The organism is Streptomyces sp. NPDC051684, assembly GCF_044453445.1.
GTDB lineage: Bacteria > Actinomycetota > Actinomycetes > Streptomycetales > Streptomycetaceae > Streptomyces.
The window spans coordinates 287,439-310,516 of the sequence record NZ_JBITCS010000001.1 but is presented as its reverse complement, the minus strand read 5'-3'; the positions used below and the strand labels follow the sequence as shown (position 1 = coordinate 310,516).

Sequence of the window (23,078 nt, the reverse complement as noted above, 5' to 3'; positions counted from 1 at the left end):
CGCGCGGAGTGGTGGTCCAGTGATGGGACAATGAAGGCTCTGTCAGGGCCGGTTGCTAGAGGGGACGCATGTCGGAGGCGGAGCGGGCGGGCGAGGCCCGTGAGGACAAGGGCGCTCGTCGGGATTCTTCCGCTCGGGATGCTCAGGAGGCTTCCGTGAAGGCTCCGGAGGGCCGGCTGCTCGCCGGCCGGTACCGGCTCGGCGACGTACTCGGCCGGGGCGGCATGGGCACCGTGTGGCGGGCCAAGGACGAGACGCTCGGGCGCACGGTGGCGGTGAAGGAGCTGCGCTTCCCGAACGCCATCGACGAGGAGGAGAAGCGCCGCCTGATCACGCGCACGCTGCGTGAGGCGAAGGCGATCGCGCGGATCCGCAACAACGGCGCGGTGACGGTCTACGACGTGGTCGACGAGGACGACCGGCCGTGGATCGTCATGGAGTTGGTCGAGGGCATGTCCCTCGCCGAGGCCATCCGCGAGGACGGACTGCTCGAACCCCGGCGGGCCGCCGAGGTCGGGCTCGCCGTGCTCGACGTGCTGCGCTCCGCGCACCGCGAGGGCATCCTGCACCGCGACGTGAAGCCCTCCAACGTACTGATCTCCGAGGACGGCCGGGTCGTCCTCACCGACTTCGGCATCGCGCAGGTCGAGGGCGACCCGTCCATCACCTCCACCGGCATGCTGGTCGGCGCCCCCTCGTACATCTCGCCGGAGCGCGCCCGCGGCCACAAGCCCGGCCCCGCCGCCGACATGTGGTCGCTCGGCGGTCTGCTGTACGCGGCCGTGGAGGGCGTCCCGCCGTACGACAAGGGTTCGGCGATCGCCACGCTGACCGCCGTCATGACCGAGCCGGTGGACCCGCCGAAGAACGCCGGGCTCCTGGAGCCGGTGATCTACGGGCTGCTGGAGAAGGACCCCGACCAGCGGCTCGACGACGCGGCCGCGCGGGCGATGCTCAACGACGTCATCCACGCCCCGGAGCCGAAGCCGGCCCCCGAGCCGGAGCCGGTCGAGGCCACGAAGGTGGTGCCGCTGCCGCCCGCTCCCGCGCCGAAGAAGCGCAGGGAACCCCGGGACAAGAGCGCCTCGGCCGCCAGGAAGGCCGCCGCCAGGGCCGCCGCGGCCTCGGCCGCCGCCGGTGTCGCCGCCAGGCGCGAAGAGGCCGCGGAGAAGATGCGCGGCGCCCTGCAGAACGTACGCAAGGCGGCCGCCGCCGCGACGGCCCCGAAGGAGAAGGCGGAGGAGCCCGCGGCGACCGCGCCCGCGGGCCCGGCGCCGGGCGGTGCGCGTCCCGGCGGCGCGGCCGTCCTCGCGGACGCCCTGCGGGGCCGCTCCCTGGTCATCGGCTCGCTCCTCGTCGCGCTCGTCGTGCTCGCCGGCATCCTGGCCCTCGTCCTGAACAACGGCGACGACGCGGACGCGAAGGGCGGCGGCGACAAGAACGCGTCGTCCGGTGCCACGGCCGGCGGGGACGACAAGAACGCCGGTGGCGACAAGGACGCCGACAACGACAAGGACAAGGGCTCGGGCGACGACAAGAAGCCCTCCGCGAGCGCGTCGGCGAGCGACTCCGCGTCCCCCTCCGAGAGCACGAGCGCCTCGCCCAGCGACGACGCCGAAGGCAAGTCGGGCGCGGCCGCCGAGGAGACGTACAAGCACTCCCAGGGCTTCTCGGTCGGGCTGCCCAAGGGCTGGAAGTACGTCAGGACGGAGGCGGCGGGAGCGCGCTTCACCGGGCCCGACGGGCAGCGGCTGCTGATCGGTTGGACGAATCAGCCGAAGTCCGACCCGGTCGCGGACTGGCGCAACCAGGAGCGGAGCATGGTCCGCCCCCAGTACGACAGGGTGCGGATAGCCTCGGTCGACTACCGGGACTGGAAGACGGCCGACTGGGAGTTCACGTACGCCGACGGCGGCACGAAGTGGCACTCGATAGACCGCGGCACCGTCGTCAACGGCTCGCTGGGATACGGGCTGATGTACACCGCCAAGGACTCCGACTGGGGCGGGAAGCAGCGCAAGACGACCTGGAAGACATTCACACAGACGTTCAAGCCCAAGTCCTGAACCAGTGAGCCGTGCGGCACGTATCGTGAATGCTTGCGGACCGTGCGCAGTCGCTCGGCAGAGCCGGTGGAACAGGGGGAGGCGTCGTGGACGAGTACGCGGGGCGGGTGCTCGCCGGCCGGTACCGGCTGCCGGTCCTCTCCTCCGACTCGTACGAATCCGGGGCCGAGACGCGGGCCTTCGACACGTACAGCGGGCAGGAAGTCCTCGTGCGGCAGGTGCCGTTGCCCGAGGTCGTCGAGGCGGAGGTGCTTGACGCCGACGGACTGCCGGAGGGTTTTCGGCCCGAGGGCGAGCCGGGGCGGGAGACCGCCGAGCCGACCGTGGCGCGGGCCGTCGAGGCCGTGCAGGCCGCCGCGCGCATCCCCGACCACCCCGGCCTCGACCAGGTCTTCGACGTGTTCGCCGAGGGCGGTTCGCTGTGGATCGTGAGCGAACTGGTGGCGGCGCGGCCGCTGTCGGCGCTGCTCGCCCGTGGACCGCTCAGTCCCTACCGGGCCGCCGAGGTCGCCGCCGACGTGCTCACCGCGCTGCGGGCGCTGCACGCGCACGGGTGGGTGCACCGAAATGTCACGGCGCGGACCGTGCTCGTCTGCGACGACGGGCGGGTCATGCTGACCGGGCTCGCCGTCGGGGCGGCGGAAGAGGCGTTGTGCGGGTACGACGTGGTGCCGGCGTTTCCGGACGAGGTGGATGACTTCGTCGATGAAGCGGAACCCGTCCCGGGGGTGGGGGATTATCGGGCGGCCCGCGCCGGGGCGGTCGCGGCGTATCGTGCGGGGGCCGTGGCGGGGCGTGCGGCACCGGCGGGTGCCGCGTTGCCCGTTCAGCCGTCCCGCTGGCGGGAGTTGATACCCGAGGCCGATGGGGATCACGGCTCGGGGCTCCGCCCCGGACCCCGCGCCTCAAACGCCGGCGGGGCTGTCTCGGCCGAGCGGTCCCGGCAGGTGCGCATGACCGTCGTCGGGCCCGTCACCGAGCGGTGGGCGCCCGAGCAGGCCCACCCGGTGCAGGAGAACTGGCAGTTGGCGGCGCCCGTCGGGCCCGCCACCGATCTGTGGGCCCTCGGCGCGCTGCTGTTCCGCGCCGTGCAGGGGCACGCGCCGTACCCGGAGGAGTCCACGCCGGAGCTGGTGCGGATGGTGTGCGCCGAGCCGCCCGCGTTCGCCGAGGAGTGCGGGCCGGTGCGGCCGGTCGTCGAGTCGCTGCTGCGCCAGGACCCCACCGAGCGGCTCGACATCGAGGAACTGCGCGGCTGGCTGCGTTCGCTGGTGCGCTCCGCGCCGGAGCCGGAGGCCGGGGCGAACGTCATCCCCGCGCCCCCCTTCGACGCGGGCCGGCTGCCCGTCGTGCGCCGCAGGGGCGAGCTCGTCCGCAAGCGCCGGGTGCGGGTTCCGGCCACCTCGGCGCAGCACGGTCGGCACAAGCGGGGCCGGGCCGTGCAGCGGGCACCGCGTCCCGCGCGCGCTCCCCGGGAGCGGCGGCCCAGATCCCTCGGGCGCTGGCTGCTCGTACTGATCCTGCTCGCGCTCGTGGGCGCGGTGGCGTACGCGATGGTGTTCATGCCGAAGGCGGGGCAGGGCACGGGCGCCGGGGCGGCGGGTGCCCGGCAGGAGAACGCCGTGGGCGGCGCGCCCTCCGCCTCGTCCGAGCAGCGCGGCGAGCCGTCGCCGGAGCCGTCGAAGCCCGCCGAGTCGCCCGGCGGCAAGCGCAGTTCGACGCCCTCCTCCACGGAGCCGCAGTCCGACGTGGCCCCAGGATTCGTGCTCCGTGAGGACGACGCGGGGTTCGAGGTCGCCGTCGCCAAGGGGTGGCAGCGGACGGGGAAGAACGGTCGGGGCCAGGTCGTGTACGCGCACGGCGCGTTCGAGCTGATCGTCGTTCCCGGGCGCGACTCCACGGCCACGTACGGCAAGGACCCGATGAAGTACCAGCGGGAGGACGAGCGGGAGTTGCAGCCGTTCCGGGACTCCACCTGGGCCACGTCGAGCGGCATGAAGAGCATCGACGTCGGCGGACGGACCATGGCCGAGGGGCAGTTCACCTGGCAGGGGTCCGACGGGCGCGAGATGTACGTGCGCAATCTCGCGATGGTGATCGGCGGCAAGTACCACGTGGTGCAGGTGCGCGGTCCGGAGGCCGAGCGGGACGAGGTCACGCGGCTGTACCAGCAGGCGTACTCGACGTATCGCCACGGTGGTTGAGCCCGCGACAAAGCGTCACAGTGCGGTCTCTGTGGGACCCCGGCTGTTCCGTGCGCGGTGCCTGATCCCTAGTGTGAAGCGGTCGACACATTAGCGGGGAAACGTGAATCAGATGCAGGGCGAGGTCCTCGCCGGCCGGTATCGGCTCGGTGAATCCATAGGTCGCGGCGGCATGGGCCGGGTGTGGCGCGCCCACGACGAGGTGTTGCACCGCGTCGTCGCCGTGAAGGAGCTGACGGCCGCCCAGTGGGTGGCCGAGGCGGACCGGGCCGTCCTGCTCGCCCGTACGCAGACGGAGGCGCGCGCCGCCGCGCGGATCAACCATCCCGCCGTCGTCACCGTGCACGACGTGCTGGAGCACGACGACCGGCCGTGGATCGTCATGGAGCTGGTGGAGGGGCGTTCGCTCGCCGACGCGGTCAAGGAGGACGGGCGGGTCGATCCCGCGGAGGCCGCGCGGATCGGCCTGTGGACGCTGCGGGCGCTGCGCGCCGCGCACACCGCGGGGGTGCTGCACCGGGACGTGAAGCCGGGCAATGTGCTGCTCGCGAGCAACGGCCAGGTCAAGCTGACGGACTTCGGCATCGCCCAGGTCGAGGGCGACTCCACCATCACGCGGACCGGCGAGATAGTCGGCTCGGTCGACTACCTCGCGCCCGAGCGGGTGCGGGGGGCCGATTTCGGGCCCGCCGCGGACCTGTGGGCGCTGGGCGCGACGCTCTACACCGCCGTGGAGGGGCTCTCCCCGTTCCGGCGCACGTCGCCGATCGCCACCATGCAGGCCGTCGTCGAGGAGGAGCCGGAGGCACTGGAGAACGCCGGGCCGATCGGACCCGTCATAGGCGCGCTGCTCAGCAAGGACCCGGCCGCGCGGCCGGACGCCGACGCGGCGGAGGCGATGCTCGCGGAGGCGGCGGAGGGCCGCCGGGCGAACGCGGCGCAGGCATACGTCCCGACCCAGGTCCACGTCCCCGCCCAGCCAACCGGCTTCACCCCGCCTCCACCCACACCGATGAGCACGGCGGACACCACGACGGTGACACCCCCGGGCCTCGCCCCGGCCCCCGCTTCGACGACCAGGGCGCGGCGCTGGCCGAAGGTGCTCGCCGTCGTCCTCGCAGCCGCGCTCGTCGGTGGCGGAGGCGCGTTCGCCGCCCTGTACTACACCGAGCACCGCAGCACCGGGACGGATGCCACGTACGACCAGGACGGCGCGCAGCGAAAGGGCTCGGGCGGGGACGAGTCGGGGAAGGCCGGGTCGGGGAAGGGCGGGAAGGGCACCGCCAAGTCCGGTTCCGTTCCCGCGAGTTGGGAGCGGGTGTCCGGCGCCGAGGGCTTCAGCCTGATGCTGCCGCCCGGCTGGCAGCGGCAGATGGACAGCAACCAGATCGACTACTCGCCGGACGGCGGACAGACGTTCGTCCGCATCGCCATCGACGAGCAGACCGACTGGCAGGACTCGCACCAGCACCAGTTGGACCTGGAGAAGACCCTGCGGCGTACGCTGCCCGGCTATCAGCGGGTGAGCCTGAACGCCAACACGTTCCGGGACCGGCATGGTTCGCTGTGGGAGTTCACCTGGACGGCCGGGACGAAGGACGCGTCGGCCGGCCCCCGGCACGCCATAGAGGAGACCTACCGGGCCGAGGACGGCACGGAGTACGCGATCTATCTGGCGGTCCCGGCGGAGAAGTGGAACGGGAACCGGACCCGCGAGACCTTCGACGCGATACTGCGCGGCTGGCGGGAGCCGCAGGCGGGATAGTGGACCCGTCCTGATCGAAAAGATCAGGCCATGGTCGGGTATGTCCCTGACGTGCACAGCACCTGAATGATCTCCTTGCGCCTGACCAAATGACCACCTCGAGCGCGCCGTTGGGCGCGCCGCGAGGGTCGAAAAAACGGGGTGCTTGACGATGACGCGAGTGAAGAGAGCTCTTGCCGCGGTGAGTGTCATCGCTGCCACGGGAGTCGTGCCGATCGTGACGGCGGCTCCGGCGTCGGCGGACATCTCGCTGTGCAAGAGCTATCTGTCGAAGTAGTACACGGTGGGCCCGAAGGTCACGAAGGCGTGCACCAGGGGACGTACGACGGCGCCGGGGTCTCCGACTGTGCCCACCAGCTGGTCGCGATCGGCGTGACGCGTTCGCGCGCCAACAACGCCTGCAGCTACGCGCACATGATCGAGGGGAGCTAGGGCCCCCTGACCGGAAGCGAGGACTCGGTCCGCACACCCGTGCGGCATGATGGGGCGCATGGGGACCGAGGGGGACAACGCCCGTGTGATCGCCGGGCGTTACCGACTGGAGGCCAGGATCGGGCGCGGGGGCATGGGCGTCGTCTGGCGGTCCTCCGACACCTTGCTCGGGCGGCAGGTCGCCGTCAAGGAGCTGGCCGTCGACGAGACCCTCTCCGACGACGAGGCGCAGCAGCAGCGGGAGCGGATGCTGCGCGAGGCGCGGGCGGTGGCCCAGCTGCAGCATCCGAACGTGATCGTCGTGCACGACGTGGTGCTGTACGAGGGGCATCCGTACATCGTCATGGATCTGGTGGGCGGCGACTCGCTTGCCGACCGGATCTCCCGAGAGGGGCCCGTCGAGCCGCTGGAGGCCGCGCGGATCGGGCTCGCGCTGCTCGGCGCGCTGCGTGTCGCCCATGCCGCGGGCGTGCTGCACCGGGACCTGAAGCCCGCGAACGTACTCCTGGAGAGCTCGACGGGCCGCGTCGTCCTCACCGACTTCGGGATCGCCCAGGTCGAGGGCGCCACCACGCTCACGGAGACCGGCGGATTCGTCGGCTCGCCGGAGTACACGGCGCCGGAGCGGATGGCGGGGGAGCGGACAGGCGCCGGGGCCGACCTGTGGTCGCTCGGGGCGCTGCTCTGCGCGGCGATGAGCGGCGAATCCCCGTTCCGCCGCGACTCGTTGGGCGGCATCCTGCACGCCGTCGTCTACGACGAGATAAGACCGCCCGAGGAGGCCGAGCCACTGCTCCCGGTGATCCGCGGCCTGCTGGAGCGGGACCCCGTGCTCCGGATGGACCTGGACGAGGCCGAGCGGCTGCTGCGCGCGTACATCGCCACCGGGGCGACGCCGCAGCCCGCGCTCCCGATCCCGCTCGTGCCGCGGGTGCTCTACACCCCGACGCAGCTCAACGTGGAGACGGCGCGGCGCAAACGTGTCGTCTCGACCCGGGCGCTGCTCGTCGCCGCGGCGCTCGTGGCCGCGCTCGCGGGGGCCGGGATCGCCACCGCGGTGCTGCTCGCCGGGGACAGCGGCAAGACGCCCGCGCCGCCGCCGACGACCACCGTCTCCGCCTCGACCCGTACGCCGTCGCCCTCCGCCTCGCCGACCTCCACCGTCACCGTGACCCGGCCGGGGACCCGCACACCGGACGCCGGCACCCCGCAGGGCTATCGCACGGTCACGGACCCCGAGGGCTTCCGCCTCGCCGTGCCCGAGGGATTCACGCGCTCCGTGGACGGGCCGCGGATCTTCTACATGTCGCCCGGCGGGACCTACCGCATCGGCATCAAGACGGGCGGCACGGCGGGCGGCGGCCCCGGCGCCGTGCAGCGCCGCTCCGACGCAGACGGGCCCGAGAACAATCCGGGCTACCGCGACTCCAAGGTCACCGACACCTCGCACAACGGCCACGACGCCGCGCTGTGGGAGTTCACCTGGGACGGGTTCAGCACCGCCGAGGGCGCCCGGCAGACCGTCGACCTGTGCTGGGAGGAGGGCGGTCGGATGTACGACGTGTGGGTCTCGTCCCCCGTCGACAAGGCCGACCGGGCCCGCGCGCACTTCGACGCGGCGGTCGACACCTTCCGAGCACCCGGACGGTAGAGCGCGCTCGCATCAGCGTGGTCACAACTCCGTGATCCCAGTGGAACCACCCGTCTCCCGCGCGGTACTGATGGACCCATGAGTGACAACGGGGGACCCGCACACGGCCCGAACGATCCCACCAGCTTCGCCCTGCAACCGCCGCGACAGCCGCACGTGCCGCACCCGGGCAACCCCTACGCCCAGCCCGCGCAGCCCGCGACCGCGCAGCCCGCGACCGACCAGGACGCGACCGAGCGGGCCGCGACCGCGCCGCAGGACCCCGGCGCGGGCCGCCTCGTCGCCGGGCGCTACCGCCTGCTGAGCAAGCTGGGCCACGGCGGCATGGGCACGGTGTGGCGGGCGAAGGACGAGACGGTGGACCGCGAGGTCGCGGTGAAGGAGCCGCGCCTGCCCGACCACCTGCCTGAGCGGGAGCGGGCCAACGCCTTCGAGCGGATGCGCCGCGAGGCCCGCGCCGCGGCCCGGCTCGACCACCCGTCGGTCGTGAACGTGCACGACGTCGCGGTCGAGGACGGCCGGCCGTGGATCGTCATGGAGTTCGTGCAGGGCCGCTCGCTCGGCGCCGTCCTCCAGGAGGGCACGCTCGGCGTCCGCGAGGCCTCCCGCATCGGCCTTGAAGTGCTCGGCGCCCTGGAGGCCGCGCACGCGGCGGGGATCCTGCACCGCGACGTGAAGCCGGACAACGTGATGCTCGGCCGCCACGACCGCGTGATCCTCACCGACTTCGGCATCGCCCAGATCGAGGGCGAGACGAATCTGACCGACACCGGCGGCTTCGTCGGCTCGCCCGAGTTCATCGCCCCGGAGCGGGTCCTCGGGCAGCGCCCGGGACCCGCATCCGACCTGTGGTCGCTCGGCGTCGTCCTGTACGCGGCGACCGAGGGCGTCTCCCCGTTCCGCCGCACCAACACCCCTGCCACGCTCCAGTCCGTGCTCAACGCGACACCGGCCGCGCCCGCCGCCGCGCAGGGCCCGCTGGCCGACGCCATCAACGGCCTGTTGCAGAAGGACCCGGCGCACCGGCCGAACGCCGCGCAGGTGCGCGCCCTCCTGGAGAAGGCCGCCGAGCCCCCGGCGCAGGCACCCACCCAGGTCGTCCAGATCGGCTCAGCGCAGGGCGGCCTGCGGCTCGGCCGCAAGACCCTGCTCGGCATCGGCGCGGGCGTCGTGGTGGCGGCCGTCGCGGCGTACCTGGTCCTCGCGAAGCCGTTCGCGGGCCCGCTGCCGGACGGCTGGAAGGAGTTCCGGGCGGGGGCGCCGCTGAACACGACCCTCGGGCTGCCGGCCTCGTACGTCCCGATCCCGGACGAGGACGACAAGTCCGTGATGACGTACGCGGACCCGAGCGGCGCGATCACGGTGAACCTGGCCCGCTGGGACCACAAGGAAGAGACGTCCGACATCGCGGGCACGGCCGACGCCGAGGCCTTCAAGGACTCCGACGACATCAAGGGCGGCACGTTCAGCGGCGCCGGGGTGTCGATGTCGAGCGACACCGAGAACACCAGCAGGACCGACTCCAACGTCACCTACCGGGACCGCGACGCCGCGCTGAACACGATCACGTATGGCGTGCGGAGCATCGGAACGGACTTCGACAAGGACGTGCCGCGCGAGGCCAAGGCGTTCTATTACAGGACCAAGGCCGGCGACATGTACCGGCTGTGGGTCGACTATCCGGGCAAGGGCGACTTCACCGAGCGCGGTCGCGAGGTCGCCAAGGGTGCCTTCGCCAACCTGGGGCTCAAGAAGCTCTGAACCGGCGGGCGTTGGCGGCAAAGCCCTGATCAGCGGCTTTGCTGCCAGCGATCACTGGCGCGGTGTGTGCACTCGGTGAAACCTGTTACCGACGGGTACCGAAAGCGGACGCCCGGACATACGCTCGCCGGTATGACGCAGTCGCAGGCCACCCCCGAGCACGTAGCCGAGAAGACCCGCACGAACCCGGTCGCGGCCGCCCCCGAGGGCGCCCGCACGGCCGCCGACGTCGTGACGCCCGACCTGATCGCCCGCCTCACGCGGGACGTGGTCGGCTCGGGACGGACGGCGAACCACACGCCGTTCACCGGCGAGAAGCTCGCCGACCTGCCGGAGTCCACGCCGGAGGATGTCGCGACCGCGTTCGAGCGGGCCCGCGCCGCCCAGGAGGTCTGGGCGAAGACGCCTGTCCGCAAGCGCGCCGCCGTGCTGCTGCGCTTCCACGACCTGGTGCTCGCCCGCCAGGCCGAGGTGCTCGACCTGATCCAGCTGGAGACCGGCAAGGCCCGCCTGCACGCGCACGAAGAGGTGCAGGCCGTCGCCGTCGCGTCCCGGCACTACGGCCGCAAGGCCCCCGCGTACCTGAAGCCCAGGGGGCACACCGGCGCCGTCCCGACGCTGACCAAGGTCACCGAGCTGCGCCAGCCGCGCGGAGTCGTCGGCCAGATCGCGCCGTGGAACTACCCTCTGGAACTCTCCGTCGGCGACGCGCTCCCCGCCTTCGTCGCGGGCAACGCGGTCGTCATGAAGCCCGACACGGAGACCTGCCTGACCGCCCTGTGGGCGCGCGACCTGCTGATCGAGGCGGGCCTGCCCTCCGAGGTCTTCCAGGTCGTCCTCGGCGAGGGCCCGGTCGTCGGCCCCGAACTGGTCAAGCACGGCGACTACGTCTCGTTCACCGGCTCGACCCGCACCGGCCGCGAGGTCGCGCAGGGCGCCGCCGCCCGCCTCGTCGGGGTCTCCCTCGAACTGGGTGGCAAGAACGCCATGCTCGTCCTGGAGGACGCCGACGTGGAGAAGGCCGCGGCGGGCGCCGTGCGGGCCTGCTTCTCGTCCGCGGGCCAGCTGTGCATCTCCATCGAGCGGCTCTACGTGCACGAGTCGATCGCCGACGAGTTCGTGGCCCGGTTCGCCGCCCGCACCAAGGCGATGCGGCTCGGCCGCTCCCTCGCGTACGGCGCGGAGATGGGCTCGCTCGTCGGGGAGCGGCAGCTGGAGACGGTGACCCGGCACGTCGACGAGGCCGTCGCGAAGGGCGCCACGCTCGTCGCGGGCGGCGTCGCGCGCCCCGACATCGGCCCGTACTTCTTCGAGCCGACGATCCTGGACGGCGTCGAGGCCCCGATGGCGGTCTGCAACGAGGAGACCTTCGGCCCGGTCGTCTCCATCTACCGTTTCACCGACGAGGACGAGGCGGTCTCGCTGGCCAACTCCACGCCGTACGGCCTGAACTCCTCGGTCTGGACGAAGAACGCCAAGCGTGGCCACGAGATCGCGGCCCGCCTGCGCACCGGCACCGTGAACATCAACGAGGGCTACGCCCCCGCGTACGGCAGTGTGCAGTCGCCCATGGGCGGCATGAAGGAGTCCGGCCTCGGCCGCCGGCACGGCTCCGAGGGCATCCTCAAGTACACCGAGGCCCAGACCGTCGCCCACCAGCGCGTGATGCCGATGGCGCCCTCGTTCGGCATGGACGACGAGGCGTACGCCAAGTTCATGAGCGTCAGCCTTTCCGTTATGAAGAAGTTCCGCCTGAAGTAGCAACAGCCGTTCAAAGGAGAACGCACAAGTGACGCAGGACGGCTACGACTACGACGTGGTGATCGTCGGATCCGGCTTCGGCGGATCCGTCTCGGCCCTTCGCCTCTCCGAGAAGGGCTACAAGGTCGGGGTCCTCGAAGCGGGTCGCCGCTTCACCCCGGAGACCCTCCCCAAGAACTCCTGGGACCTGAAGAACTACCTCTGGGCGCCGAAGCTCGGCATGTACGGCATCCAGCGCATCCATCTGCTCGGGAATGTCATGGTCTTGGCAGGTGCGGGCGTCGGCGGCGGTTCGCTGAACTACGCCAACACCCTCTACGTGCCGCCGAAGCAGTTCTTCGACGACCCGCAGTGGGCGCACATCACCGACTGGCAGGACGAGCTCAAGCCGTACTACGACCAGGCGCAGCGCATGCTCGGCGTACGGATCAACCCGACGATGAGCCCCGCCGACGTGCACCTCAAGGCGGCCGCCCAGTCGATGGGCATCGGCGACACCTTCCACCTGGCCCCGGTAGGCGTCTTCTTCGGCGACGGCAAGGACGCCGGCGGCGAGTCGAGGGTGGCCCCCGGCACGCAGGTCGAGGACCCGTACTTCGGCGGCGCGGGCCCCGCCCGCAAGGCCTGCACCGAGTGCGGCGAGTGCATGACGGGCTGCCGGCACGGCGCGAAGAACACCCTCAACGAGAACTATCTCTACCTCGCCGAACAGGCGGGCGCGGCCGTCCACCCGCTGACCTCGGTCGTCTCGGTGACCGACGACTCGCGCGGCGGCTACGCGGTCGCGACCCTGCCCACGGACAACAAGAAGGCGAAGGGCCGCACCTTCACCGCGCCGAAGGTGATCGTCGCCGCGGGCACGTACGGCACGCAGACCCTGCTGCACCGCATGAAGGCGAACGGCCAACTGCCGCACCTGTCCGAGCGGTTGGGCGAGCTGACCCGCACCAACTCCGAGGCGCTCGTCGGCTCCCAGACCACCAACCGCCGCTACAAGAAGAAGCACGGCGTCGAGAAGGTGGACTTCACCAAGGGCGTCGCGATCACGTCCTCGATCCACCCGGACGAGAACACGCACATCGAGCCGGTCCGCTACGGCAAGGGCTCGAACTCGATGGGCGGCCTGTCGATCCTTCAGGTCCCGTACGCGGAGGGCTCGTCGCGGGTCGCGGGCTTCCTGGCGAACGCGGTCAAGCACCCCACCCAGCTGGCCCGTTCGATCTCCAACCGCCGCTGGTCGGAGAAGACCATCATCGGCCTCGTGATGCAGTCCCTCGACAACTCGCTGACCACGTACCTGAAGCAGGACGGCGTCGGCAAGGGCCTGCTCACCGCGCGGCAGGGCCACGGCGCCCCCAACCCGAAGCAGATCAAGGCGGCGACGGAGGGCGCGTCGGCCATCGCGGCCGAGATCAACGGGTTCGCGGGCTCCAACATCGGCGAACTGGTGGGCACCCCGCTCACCGCCCACTTCCTGGGCGGCTGCCCGATCGGCGACTCGGCGGAGACCGGCGTGATCGACGCCTACCACCGGGTCTACGGCTACCCCGGCATCTCGGTCGTCGACGGCGCCGCGGTCACCGCCAACCTCGGTGTGAACCCGTCCCTGACGATCACGGCGCAGGCCGAGCGGGCCCTGTCGTACTGGCCGAACAAGGGCGAGGAGGACACCCGCCCGGAGATCGGCTCGGCGTACCGGCGGCTCGCGCCCGTCGAGCCGAAGAACCCGGCGGTCCCGGCGTCGGCCTTCGGCGCGCTGAAGCTCCCGCTCCTGGCGGTGCCCGAGGTGCCGCCGAAGAAGGAGCCGCTCCAGTCCAGCTGACCCTCGCGGCGGCACGAGCGATACGAGAAGGGCCCGCACTCCCCCTCCGGGCGCGGGCCCTTCTCGTACGTACGGACGGCTACGCCTCGTTGCTCACCTTGCGGCGACGCACGGCGTACATGACCCCGCCGCCCGCCACGACGGCGACACCGGCGGCCGCGCCGAACACCGGCAGCGTGGAGCCGGCCCCGGTCGAGGCGAGCGAACCGTCGACCGGGGTGCTGCTCGCCTGCGGCGACGGCTTGCTGGACGCGGAGGCCGTGGCCGAGGTGGTGGCCGAGGGCTTCGGTGAGCCCGTGTGACCACCGGCCGGCGGCACCTGGCCGGTGGCGGTGCCCGCGGCGAGGATGTCGAAGTCCCAGTACGCGTCCTCGGGCACGCTGTTCCCGCAGCCGCCCTCGGGGTCCACGCTCACCGCGAGGGCGAGCCCGGCACCGGCACCGGCCGGGGTCTTCGCGTCGACCGAGATCCGCAGCTTCACGTCGGAGTGCGCACCACGGGCGAGGGATCCCGAGGCCGGGAACGACGCGTCGTGCTCGACGTTGTTGTCGAGGTCCCGCCACGCGGTCCCGTCGAACCACTGAAGGCGCAGATACCGGCTGGTGTCGGCCTCGTCCTCGTACGCGAAGGAGAACGCGTACACCTGCGCGCGGGCCGACGCGAAGTCCTGGTCGGTCATGTTGGTGACGCGGAACGTGAAGCCGTGCCACCCGGAACCGGCGACGATCTTCGACGGGAGCCCGCGCAGCTCGGCGAGGGTGCCGGGGCTGTCCTCGGCCGCGGTGCACTCGTCGGACGGCTCGGTCTTCCCGGTCGTCGGGCCGTCCGCCTTCTTCGCCCGCGGCGCCTCGGGCGTCGACGTGGCGGGGCCGGGCGATGCGGTGGTGGCCGACGCGGACGGGCTCGGCGAGGTGCTCGGCGCCGCGCTGCTCACCGAAGGGCTCGGCGCGACGGTCTCGGTGGAGGTCGTGGTGTCCGTGGGCGCCCCGTCCGCGAAGGCGGCCGGGGCGGACAGCAGAGCGAGCGGGGCGAGCGCGGCGGTCGCGGCCGCCGACGCCAGTGCGCGTCGAAGTTTCATCGGGTCCTCAGAGGGCTGGGAGATTCCGCTGAAGTGACCCGCGATGGCGAGAAAGGGTTGTACTGAGGCCGGTCGGCCCCGGGCGTCCCCGAGGCCGACCGTTCTCTGGTGTGACCGGGCTGCTGTCCCCTGCCGTCCGGTCACTGGTCTGGAGCGAGGTCCCACGACGCACGGCATGACCGATACGTCTCAACGCTCCAGCGGAGCCACGCGTGGTTCGGTTGGCCCGCCCCTGGCTGGCACGGACACCGGGACCAACGAAGCCTGTGCCAACGGGTCACGCGCCGTATGGGTGAGGACGCAACCGAACTGAGGTGCCCCCGTCGATCAGACCCGGCCCCGGGACAGTTCGAGCAGCGTCATGGCGAGCTCGGTGCCGGGCTTGCCGAGGGCGTCCCTGTAGCGCCCGAGCACCTCGTTCTCGCGCGACAGGTGCACCCGCCGACCGCCCGAGGCGATCCGGGCCTCCTGGACGACGGCGGAGACGGCCAGCCGTTCCTGGACGAGCCCGATGATCCGGTCGTCGAGCGCGTCGATGCGCTCGCGGGCGCCGGAGATGACGTCGGCGGTGGTGTTCTCGGTGGTGGCGGACATGAGGGCTCCTCGGTGTGGTGGAGGCGGCCCCGGACCGGCAAGCCCCGGAAACGCCAGACGCCCCGGACCTTGTCGGCCCGGGGCGCCTGGTGAAGTGCTTGTCAGTGGTTCAAGCAGCACGACCATGGCATCCGGCGGGCCGGCTGCCATAGGTAAAGACGAAGGTCGTGAGCGAGAACATGGGAGCGAGTATAGCCACAGATCAAGCCCCTGCGGCGATTGAGCAGCGGGGCCCGGGGCAGAGCCCCGCGACGCCGACCACGGGTGACGTACCCGGTAGAATCGGCCACACGACCCCCTGCTAAGCCGCCGGAAGGCAACCCGTGTCATCAGCGACTTCCGCTGCCGCCGCCCCCGACACCGTCCTGGTCGTCGACTTCGGTGCGCAGTACGCCCAGCTCATCGCCCGCCGCGTCCGTGAGGCCCGGGTCTACAGCGAGATCGTCCCGTCGACCATGCCGGTCGAGGAGATGCTCGCCAAGAACCCGGCGGCGATCATCCTCTCCGGCGGCCCCTCGTCGGTCTACGCGGAGGGCGCCCCGCGCCTGGACCGCGCGATCTTCGAGGCCGGCGTCCCCGTCTTCGGCATGTGCTACGGCTTCCAGCTGATGGCCACGGCCCTCGGCGGCACCGTCGACGACAACGGCGCCCGCGAGTACGGCCGCACCCCGCTGACCGTGTCGAAGGGCGACTCGACGCTCTTCGAGGGCACGCCCGCCGAGCAGCCCGTGTGGATGTCGCACGGCGACGCCTGCTCCGCGGCGCCCGAGGGCTTCACCGTCACCGCGTCCACGGACGTCGTACCGGTCGCCGCCTTCGAGAACGACGAGAAGAAGCTGTACGGGGTCCAGTACCACCCCGAGGTCATGCACTCGACGCACGGCCAGCAGGTCCTGGAGCACTTCCTGTACCGCGGCGCCGGCATCGAGCCGAGCTGGACGACCGGCAGCATCGTCGAGGAGCAGGTCGCCGCGATCCGCGCCCAGGTCGGCGACAAGCGCGCGATCTGCGGTCTGTCCGGCGGCGTGGACTCCGCGGTCGCCGCGGCCCTCGTCCAGAAGGCCATCGGCTCGCAGCTGACCTGCGTGTACGTCGACCACGGCCTGATGCGCAAGGGCGAGACCGAGCAGGTCGAGAAGGACTTCGTCGCCGCGACCGGCGCGAAGCTGAAGGTCGTCGACGCGAGCGAGCGGTTCCTGAAGGCGCTCGCCGGGGTCTCCGACCCCGAGGAGAAGCGCAAGATCATCGGCCGTGAGTTCATCCGCGTCTTCGAGCAGGCGCAGCTGGAGATCCTCCAGGAGGACGGCCCGGAGGTCGCCTTCCTCGTGCAGGGCACGCTCTACCCGGACGTCGTCGAGTCCGGCGGCGGCACCGGCACCGCGAACATCAAGTCGCACCACAACGTCGGCGGTCTGCCCGACGACATCGAGTTCGAGCTCGTCGAGCCGCTGCGCCAGCTGTTCAAGGACGAGGTCCGCGCGGTCGGCGCCGAGCTCGGCCTGCCGGACGAGATCGTCCAGCGCCAGCCGTTCCCCGGTCCGGGGCTCGGTATCCGCATCGTCGGCGAGGTCACCAAGGACCGCCTCGACCTGCTCCGCGAGGCCGACGCCATCGCCCGCGAGGAGCTGACCACGGCCGGCCTCGACCGCGAGATCTGGCAGTGCCCCGTGGTCCTGCTCGCGGACGTCCGCAGCGTCGGCGTCCAGGGCGACGGCCGCACGTACGGCCACCCGATCGTCCTGCGCCCCGTCTCGTCCGAGGACGCCATGACGGCGGACTGGACGCGGATGCCGTACGACGTGCTCTCGAAGATCTCGACGCGGATCACGAACGAGGTCAAGGACGTCAACCGGGTCGTGCTCGACGTGACGTCGAAGCCCCCGGGCACCATCGAGTGGGAGTAGTCCCCACGCCGTGACCGTGTGAGAGTGCCGTCCGCCTTCGGGTGGGCGGCACTTTCGTTCGTGCGCGTTCGCTCACGTGCGCTTCATGACCCGGATCCCCTCGCCCGGCGTCCACACCCGCACCACCAGGTACGTGGCGTCCTCGACGGACGTCCTGGTGACCTCGGTCAGCTCGGTGCGGAACAGGTGGAAGTCGTCCGGGTGGATTGGCCTGCATCGCGAACCGCGGGTCGCGCAGCAGGTCGCGGGCCTTGAGCGAGCCGGGCATCATGCCGAGCCAGAACTCCCCGTTCAGGAACCGGACCTCCAGGCCGCTGGTGCGCGGCGAGCCGTCCTTGCGGAGCGTGGCCAGGACGTGGTGGGTGTGCTGCCCGAAGCGGTCCTCGACGGTCTTGGCGAGGTCCGGTTCGGCTTCGGTGAAGGTGGCCCAGGTGGCCGCGTCCGACGTCATGGAGCGAGTCTCGCGCGCAATCCCGACGACCTGTGTCCGGTATCCCCGCGCGTTTCGCCGCATTCTTTTCACACATCGGCCCTGTCACCTTGCGGGTCACGGAGGTACCTTCCGCACCATGTCGACGCAGAACCCCGCCCCGATACCCCACGACCAGCTCCAGTTCGCGATGCCGCCGCAGCACGACAACCACGCCGACGAGCGCAGGTACCGCAAGGAGCGGCTGGCGGGCGCCCTGCGCGTCTTCGGGCGGTTCGGCTACGAGGAAGGGGTCTCCGGGCACATCACCGCCCGCGACCCGGAGTACGACGACTGCTACTGGGTCAACCCGTTCGGCGTGCCCTTCAAGCACGTCACGGTGAGCGATCTCGTCCTCGCCAACGGGGACGGGCAGGTCGTGGACGGCCGCTTCCACGTCAACCAGGCCGCCTTCACCACGCACGTCGCGGTGCACCGCGCCCGCCCCGAGGTGGTCGCGGTCGCGCACTGCCACTCCACGTACGGCCGCGCCGTGGCCGCGCTCGGTGAGCTGGTCGAGCCGATCACGCAGGAGGCATGCGCGTTCTACGAGGACCACGCGCTGCTCGACGAGTACACGGGCGTCGGCGTGGACCCGGAGGAGGGCAAGCGGATCGCGGTCGCCCTCGGCTCGAACAAGGCGCTCGTGCTGCGCAACCACGGGCTGCTCACGGTGGGCGACTCGGTGGACGCGGCGGCCTGGTGGTTCATCGCCCTGGAGCGGGCCTGCGAGGTGCAGTTGGCGGCGCGCTCGGCGGGCCGTCCGGTGCTGCTCGACCGGCGTCAGGCGCTGGCGACCCGCGAGCAGACGGGCGCCGATCTCGTGGCCTGGATCAATTACCAGAGCCTGTGGCAGGACATCACGCGCAGCGAGCCCGAGCTGCTGTCCTGACGTCCGGGTGATCAGCGGAAGTCGCGCAGCACCGCCCGCTTCGTCAGTTCGAACTCCTCGTCCGTGAGCACCTTTTCGCGGTGCAGCTCGCCCAACTCCCGCAGCCGCCGCAGCAGGACGTCGTGGTCGGCCTGCCGGGGCAGCAGCGCGGGAGTACCGCGGGGCGCCGAGGGGTGCGGGAGCCGGGCCGTGACCGCCGCCGCGACGAGGGCGGTCAGCAGGTCCTTGCGGGCGTTGCCCCACAGATCGAGGGCGTACGAGTCCTTCTCCGGCGGCAGCTTGGAGTACGGGGAGCCCTTGGGGACGAAGCGCAGGACCCCGTCCTCGTAACCGGAGTTGGGGACCCACTCCACCTCGTCGAGGTCGTCGAGCGCGATGACGCGCGGGCCCGTGGCGCGCTTCACGCGGTCCGAGGTCTCGCTCCAGTCGATGCGGACCCGGCTCCCGTCGAAGGAGACGAGGCCGTCGCTGGAGCGCACCGAGACCGGCACGGCGGGGCCAGGGACGAGATACGAATCGGCGGGCCCCGGCGGGAGCTGTTCGAGCAGCAGGGCCTGGCGGATCTCCTCGGCGACGTACTCGGCGACGCCGGAGCGGTCCGCGTCGACCGTGAGCCGGTAGGGGTCGGCGGTGTCCGGGAGGCGGCCGCCGGTGGCCTGGAGCAGCGGGTCCGCGGCGTCGCGCAGGGTGAGGCGGAGGCGGCCGCGTCTGCGCTCGGGTTCGTAGGCGACGCCGGAGACGGCGGTGAGCGGCACGTCGATCTCGCCGTACGTCTGCCGCAGCAGCGCGACCGATCGGTGCAGACCTGGGGTGATGCGGACCGTGGTCCCGTCGAAGGCCCAGGTTCCGTCACGCTGGATGATCTCGGCCATACGGAAATTCTCGCAGCGACGTCAACACTCCGGTCAATGCAGGTCAAAGCCATTCACCCGGGCGGGGTGAGCCCGTGCGACGGCACGCGCCCGGCGTGCGGCACAATTCGCCTTCAGGACACGGAAGTTGATGAGGGTGGGGCGGCTGCGGTGGCGGTGCAGGAAGCGCGGAACGACCGGACGGCGCACGAGGGCGGGTGCACCTGCGGCGACTGTCCGCGGGGGGCGCGCGAGGGGCACCGCAGGGCCGTCGCCCGATTCGCCGCGAAGCGCGACGAGTTGGCGGCGGGCCAGGGCCTGCCCGCGGCCGTCGCGCATTCGGCGGGGGCGTCGCGGCAGTGGATCTCCGACGAACTCACGCAGTCCGCGCGGGCGATGGCCGACCGCGGCCGCGAGGAGGGCGTCGCGTGGTTCAGCAGGCTGTGGCCGCGCACGCTGTACGTGGTGTGGGGCGGTGTGGCCGCGCTGCTGCTCGGCCAGTCGCTGACCGCGATCGGCGCCGGCTGGACCGTCGCCCGGACGGCGGGGCTCGTGGCCGCGGTGGTGGTGGCGGGGCTGCTCGGCGTGGCCGGGTATCTGCACCGGGCGCGTGGCGGCGTGCTCGCGCCGCTGATCGGCGAGGACAACCGCCTGTCGACCTCGCGCGCGGTGGCGTGCGGCGTGCTCCTGCCGACCGTTTACGCGGTGCTCGTCCTCGCCGGTGAGCTGGCGCTGGCCTCGGGGCCCGGGAGGCGTGACGCGCTCATCGACGGGCTCGAACTGGCGCGTGGAGCCGGTCTGTTGACGGTGCTCGCGGTGGTGTGCGCGGTGGCCGTCCTGGTGCGCCGTGTGGTGGGGGTCCGCGTCGGCGGGCAACGGCTGCAGAAGCTGCGGGCGCCCCGGCCGCGCGCCGCCGACCTGCTCACCGACGACTCCGGGCGCGGCAGCTTCACCGACATCCAGTACGTCGCCGTGGGCGCGGCCGTCGTCGTCTGGGCGGTGGTCCGCCTCGCCCGCCGGCCCGACCAGCTGCCGGACCTGCCGTGGTCGCTGGTCGTGCTGGTGGCGGTGTCGGCGGCGACGTACCTCGCCGGCAAGTACGCCGAAGGCGGCCGTCCCGCGATCCTCTCCGTGGTGCGGGCCCGGGAGGCCGGCGACCTGGACGCGCCGATCCGCACCGGCGACGACATCGAGATCCGCGGCTCCGGGTTCGTGCCGCCCGGCGCGAGCACCGTGGACCAGCTCGCGCGGGTCGCCGTGCGCATCGGCCCGGTCCATGTCCATGTGCCGCTCGTCCCGGTCCCCGGCGGCTTCACCAATCCGACCGACGCGCTGCTCACGGTGCCGGTCCCGGTCGATGTGGAGCCGGGGCGGGTCGAGGTGCAGGTGATCACTGCGGCGGGCGTCGAGACGAACCGGTGCGGCATCGACGTGGTCGACTGAAGCGGCCGATCGGCCGCTGTACTGAGCCGGGGCGTGCTCTCGTACGTATGGTCAGGTAAAGACACCAGGCGCGAGAGGCGGCGGAGCGGCTATGGCGCACGGCATGCGATCCGACCTGACCACGAACTACGGGCACCCGTCCGGGGGCTGGCGAGAATCCGCCCAGCGGTACGCGCTGGTGCCGCTGCGCGTCTTCCTCGGCGTCACGTTCATCTACGCCGCCTTCGACAAGCTCACCGACAGCGCGTTCTTCAAGGCGAGCGGGGGCGGCTCGATCGGCGACCAGATGCGGGGCGTGCGGGACAGCTCCGCGATCCCGGAGCTCGTCGACCTCGCGCTGAAGTCGCCCGCGGGGTTCGGCTACGCGATTGCCTTCGGCGAGCTGGCGGTCGGGATCGGCACGCTCCTCGGCGTCCTCGCGAGGCTCGCGGCGACCGGCGGAGCGCTGATCTCGCTGAGCCTGTGGCTGACGGTGAGCTGGGCGACGGAGCCGTACTACCTCGGCAACGACCTGGCGTATCTGATGGCGTGGCTGCCATTGGTGTTGGCGGGGGCGGCGGTGTGGTCGCTCGATTCGTGGTGGCGCGGCCGAAGGTTCAGGTCGTCCGAGTATTGAGGCGGGTGCGGGTGCGGGTGCGGGTGCGGGTGCCGGTGCCGGGGTTGCGGTCGCGGGGCTCCGCCCCGGGCCCTGCGCCTCAATCGCCGGCGGGGCTTGATTCCTCAAGCCCCGGCGGAGGTCGGTTATGGGAGCCCCTGCGGCGATTGAGCAGCGGGGTCCGGGGCGGAGCCCCGGGAGCGGGTTGCCAGTCGCCGGATCGTTCCCACGACCGCCGCCAGGCACAGCCCTCCGCACACCAGGGGAACGCCGACGAACCACGGCACACGCCACTCACCGATCGCGTCGCCGAAGTAGACGACCGCCGTCCCCATCAGAACCAGTCCGGCGACCAACCGACCCGGATGGAATTCACTTCGCACGGTCCACCTCCACCTGTCCGAGCCCGACCTCGACGTGCAACTCGATCGTGCCGGAGGCCTTGTCGCCGCCCTTGGCACCCGACGGCGCCAACGTGACCGTCTGCCGCTGGTCCGGGCGCACGTCCACGTCACGCGTGGGGTCACCGGGCAGCTTGATGTCCCCTACGCCGACCTCCGCCCGCAGCCGCGCCGTCTCGTCCGAAGGCAGCACGATCCGCACCTTGCCCGCCCCCACCTCCACATGCGTGGCGAGGGTCTTGCCCTCGGCCACCGACACCTTGGAGAGGTCGAGCGTGCCGACACCCGAGCCCAGTTCGTACTGCGGCCGCACATCCGCTGCGCGCGCGGGCGTCCAGTCCGTGCGGGCCCACTGCGTGCTGATGTTCGCGGGCAGCGCGGCGGACGCCGTGAGCAGACCCGCCGTGATCAGCGCGAGGAGGATCGAGCCGACCCCGGTGCGCCCCCGGAAGGCGCTCACCGCGATGCCCAGGCCGAACACGGCGAGCGCGCAGGCGAGTCCGGTCTGCAGGCTCTCGGCGAGGGTCCGCTCGTCCCACGTCACGCCCGTCCCGATGCCGCCCGCGATCAGTGCGCCGAGGAACGTCAGCGCACCCATGCCGCGCGGCCCGGCGGGCTGCGGCGGCGCGGCGGGCCGGGCGACGACGGGCCCGCGCCAGGAGCCGAGCCGCGCCGCCGCCGGGCGGTCCTCGGCTCCGGGCGGGCCCCAGAGGTAGCCGGTGCCGCCCTCGTGCGTGCCGTCCTTCACGATCGGGTCGCGCCACCAGGAGGGCGCGCGCGCGACCGGCGGCGCCTGCGCCTCCGGCGGCGCGTCCGCGACGGCCTGGGCCGCGACCGGGTCCGGGGCGGCGGTGCGCCGCGCCGTCGACCAGTAACCGGCCCCGGCGAGCAGCAGGGCGAGCACGACGGCGAAGGTCAGCGCGCCCCCGTTGTTGAGCATGGAGAGGAACACCCCGCAGCCGACGAGCGCGGTGACGATCGCGGCGAGCCCGGGACCGTCCACCCGCCCCGTGAGGAGCTTGCGGAACTCGTTCTCGTCCTCGTCGTCGTACGGCGCGAACAGCCACGCGAAGCCGTAGAAGATCAGCCCGACGCCGCCGGTCACCGAGAGCACCGACAGGCCGATGCGGAAGATCACCGGGTCCATGTCGCACTGCCGGCCCAGGCCCGCGCACACCCCGCCCAGCGTCTTGTACCGCCGGTCCCTGCGGAAGCCGCGCAGCGGCCTGGCCGGGGGCGGTTCGGGCGCCACGGTGTCCGTGTCCTGAGAGGGCTGCTCCGTCATACGTACATCGTGACGGCCGGGACCCCCCGACGGCAGTCGGGACAACCCTGGACGAACCCTGAGATCGTCCCTGAGGCCCCCGGCCCCGCCCGCCGCGCCGGCCC

General features: G+C 72.1%; 16 protein-coding genes and 1 pseudogene. 12 read left to right on the top strand and 5 right to left on the bottom strand.

Going from position 1 to position 23,078, the window contains the following annotated elements:
* Window positions 1-68: 68 nt before the first annotated feature.
* The 8 genes from ACIA8D_RS01440 to ACIA8D_RS01405 all read left to right on the top strand — a co-directional run bounded on the left by ACIA8D_RS01440 (window position 69) and on the right by ACIA8D_RS01405 (window position 13,462).
* Window positions 69-2,066 carry a serine/threonine-protein kinase gene (locus ACIA8D_RS01440; RefSeq protein WP_399227878.1) on the top strand — a complete coding sequence of 666 codons (1,998 nt, stop codon included), beginning with the start codon at window positions 69-71 and terminating at the stop codon, window positions 2,064-2,066.
* 86 nt (window positions 2,067-2,152) lie between these two features.
* Window positions 2,153-4,270, top strand: coding sequence for a serine/threonine protein kinase (locus ACIA8D_RS01435; protein WP_399227877.1), 2,118 nt, complete (start codon window positions 2,153-2,155; stop codon window positions 4,268-4,270).
* Between the two features lie 112 nt (window positions 4,271-4,382).
* Window positions 4,383-6,035: a serine/threonine-protein kinase gene (locus tag ACIA8D_RS01430; protein ID WP_399228053.1), complete on the top strand. Its 1,653-nt coding sequence runs from the start codon at window positions 4,383-4,385 to the stop codon at window positions 6,033-6,035.
* A gap of 306 nt (window positions 6,036-6,341) precedes the next feature.
* The gene (locus ACIA8D_RS01425) at window positions 6,342-6,467 is read left to right on the top strand and encodes a hypothetical protein (RefSeq protein WP_399227876.1); all 126 of its coding nucleotides are present in this window, start codon (window positions 6,342-6,344) and stop codon (window positions 6,465-6,467) included.
* A 58-nt stretch (window positions 6,468-6,525) separates the two neighbouring features.
* On the top strand, window positions 6,526-8,118 hold the full coding sequence (locus ACIA8D_RS01420) for a serine/threonine-protein kinase (protein WP_399227875.1): 1,593 nt from the start codon (window positions 6,526-6,528) through the stop codon (window positions 8,116-8,118).
* 78 nt (window positions 8,119-8,196) lie between these two features.
* Entirely contained in the window at window positions 8,197-9,879 is a 1,683-nt protein-coding gene (locus tag ACIA8D_RS01415; RefSeq protein ID WP_399227874.1) for a serine/threonine-protein kinase, read from the top strand.
* Window positions 9,880-10,011: 132 nt separating this feature from the next.
* Window positions 10,012-11,640, top strand: a complete 1,629-nt coding sequence (locus tag ACIA8D_RS01410; protein WP_399227873.1) for a succinic semialdehyde dehydrogenase — start codon at window positions 10,012-10,014, stop codon at window positions 11,638-11,640.
* A 28-nt stretch (window positions 11,641-11,668) separates the two neighbouring features.
* On the top strand, window positions 11,669-13,462 hold the full coding sequence (locus ACIA8D_RS01405; protein WP_399227872.1) for a GMC family oxidoreductase N-terminal domain-containing protein: 1,794 nt from the start codon (window positions 11,669-11,671) through the stop codon (window positions 13,460-13,462).
* 79 nt (window positions 13,463-13,541) lie between these two features.
* Here ACIA8D_RS01405 and ACIA8D_RS01400 read toward each other — a convergent pair whose 3' ends face one another.
* A complete protein-coding gene (locus tag ACIA8D_RS01400; protein ID WP_399227871.1) occupies window positions 13,542-14,540 on the bottom strand; it encodes a peptidase in 999 nt (332 codons plus the stop codon).
* A 327-nt stretch (window positions 14,541-14,867) separates the two neighbouring features.
* Window positions 14,868-15,134, bottom strand: coding sequence for a chorismate mutase (locus ACIA8D_RS01395; protein ID WP_399227870.1), 267 nt, complete (start codon window positions 15,132-15,134; stop codon window positions 14,868-14,870).
* 323 nt (window positions 15,135-15,457) lie between these two features.
* On the opposite strand from ACIA8D_RS01395, the gene guaA reads away from it, so the two are divergent.
* The gene (gene guaA / locus ACIA8D_RS01390) at window positions 15,458-17,038 is read left to right on the top strand and encodes a glutamine-hydrolyzing GMP synthase (RefSeq protein ID WP_399227869.1); all 1,581 of its coding nucleotides are present in this window, start codon (window positions 15,458-15,460) and stop codon (window positions 17,036-17,038) included.
* 72 nt (window positions 17,039-17,110) lie between these two features.
* Here guaA and ACIA8D_RS01385 read toward each other — a convergent pair.
* A pseudogene (locus ACIA8D_RS01385) lies at window positions 17,111-17,489 on the bottom strand (pyridoxamine 5'-phosphate oxidase family protein).
* A 118-nt stretch (window positions 17,490-17,607) separates the two neighbouring features.
* On the opposite strand from ACIA8D_RS01385, the gene ACIA8D_RS01380 reads away from it, so the two are divergent.
* Window positions 17,608-18,399, top strand: coding sequence for a class II aldolase/adducin family protein (locus ACIA8D_RS01380; RefSeq protein WP_399227868.1), 792 nt, complete (start codon window positions 17,608-17,610; stop codon window positions 18,397-18,399).
* A gap of 11 nt (window positions 18,400-18,410) precedes the next feature.
* On the opposite strand, the gene ACIA8D_RS01375 is transcribed toward ACIA8D_RS01380, so the two are convergent.
* Window positions 18,411-19,271: a DUF4429 domain-containing protein gene (locus ACIA8D_RS01375; protein WP_399227867.1), complete on the bottom strand. Its 861-nt coding sequence runs from the start codon at window positions 19,269-19,271 to the stop codon at window positions 18,411-18,413.
* 150 nt (window positions 19,272-19,421) lie between these two features.
* Between ACIA8D_RS01375 and ACIA8D_RS01370 the strand changes: the two genes are divergently transcribed.
* On the top strand, window positions 19,422-20,693 hold the full coding sequence (locus tag ACIA8D_RS01370; protein ID WP_399227866.1) for a hypothetical protein: 1,272 nt from the start codon (window positions 19,422-19,424) through the stop codon (window positions 20,691-20,693).
* 91 nt (window positions 20,694-20,784) lie between these two features.
* Window positions 20,785-21,309: a DoxX family protein gene (locus ACIA8D_RS01365; RefSeq protein WP_399227865.1), complete on the top strand. Its 525-nt coding sequence runs from the start codon at window positions 20,785-20,787 to the stop codon at window positions 21,307-21,309.
* Between the two features lie 351 nt (window positions 21,310-21,660).
* Here ACIA8D_RS01365 and ACIA8D_RS01360 read toward each other — a convergent pair whose 3' ends face one another.
* The gene (locus tag ACIA8D_RS01360) at window positions 21,661-22,974 is read right to left on the bottom strand and encodes a PspC domain-containing protein (RefSeq protein WP_399227864.1); all 1,314 of its coding nucleotides are present in this window, start codon (window positions 22,972-22,974) and stop codon (window positions 21,661-21,663) included.
* Window positions 22,975-23,078: the final 104 nt, after the last annotated feature.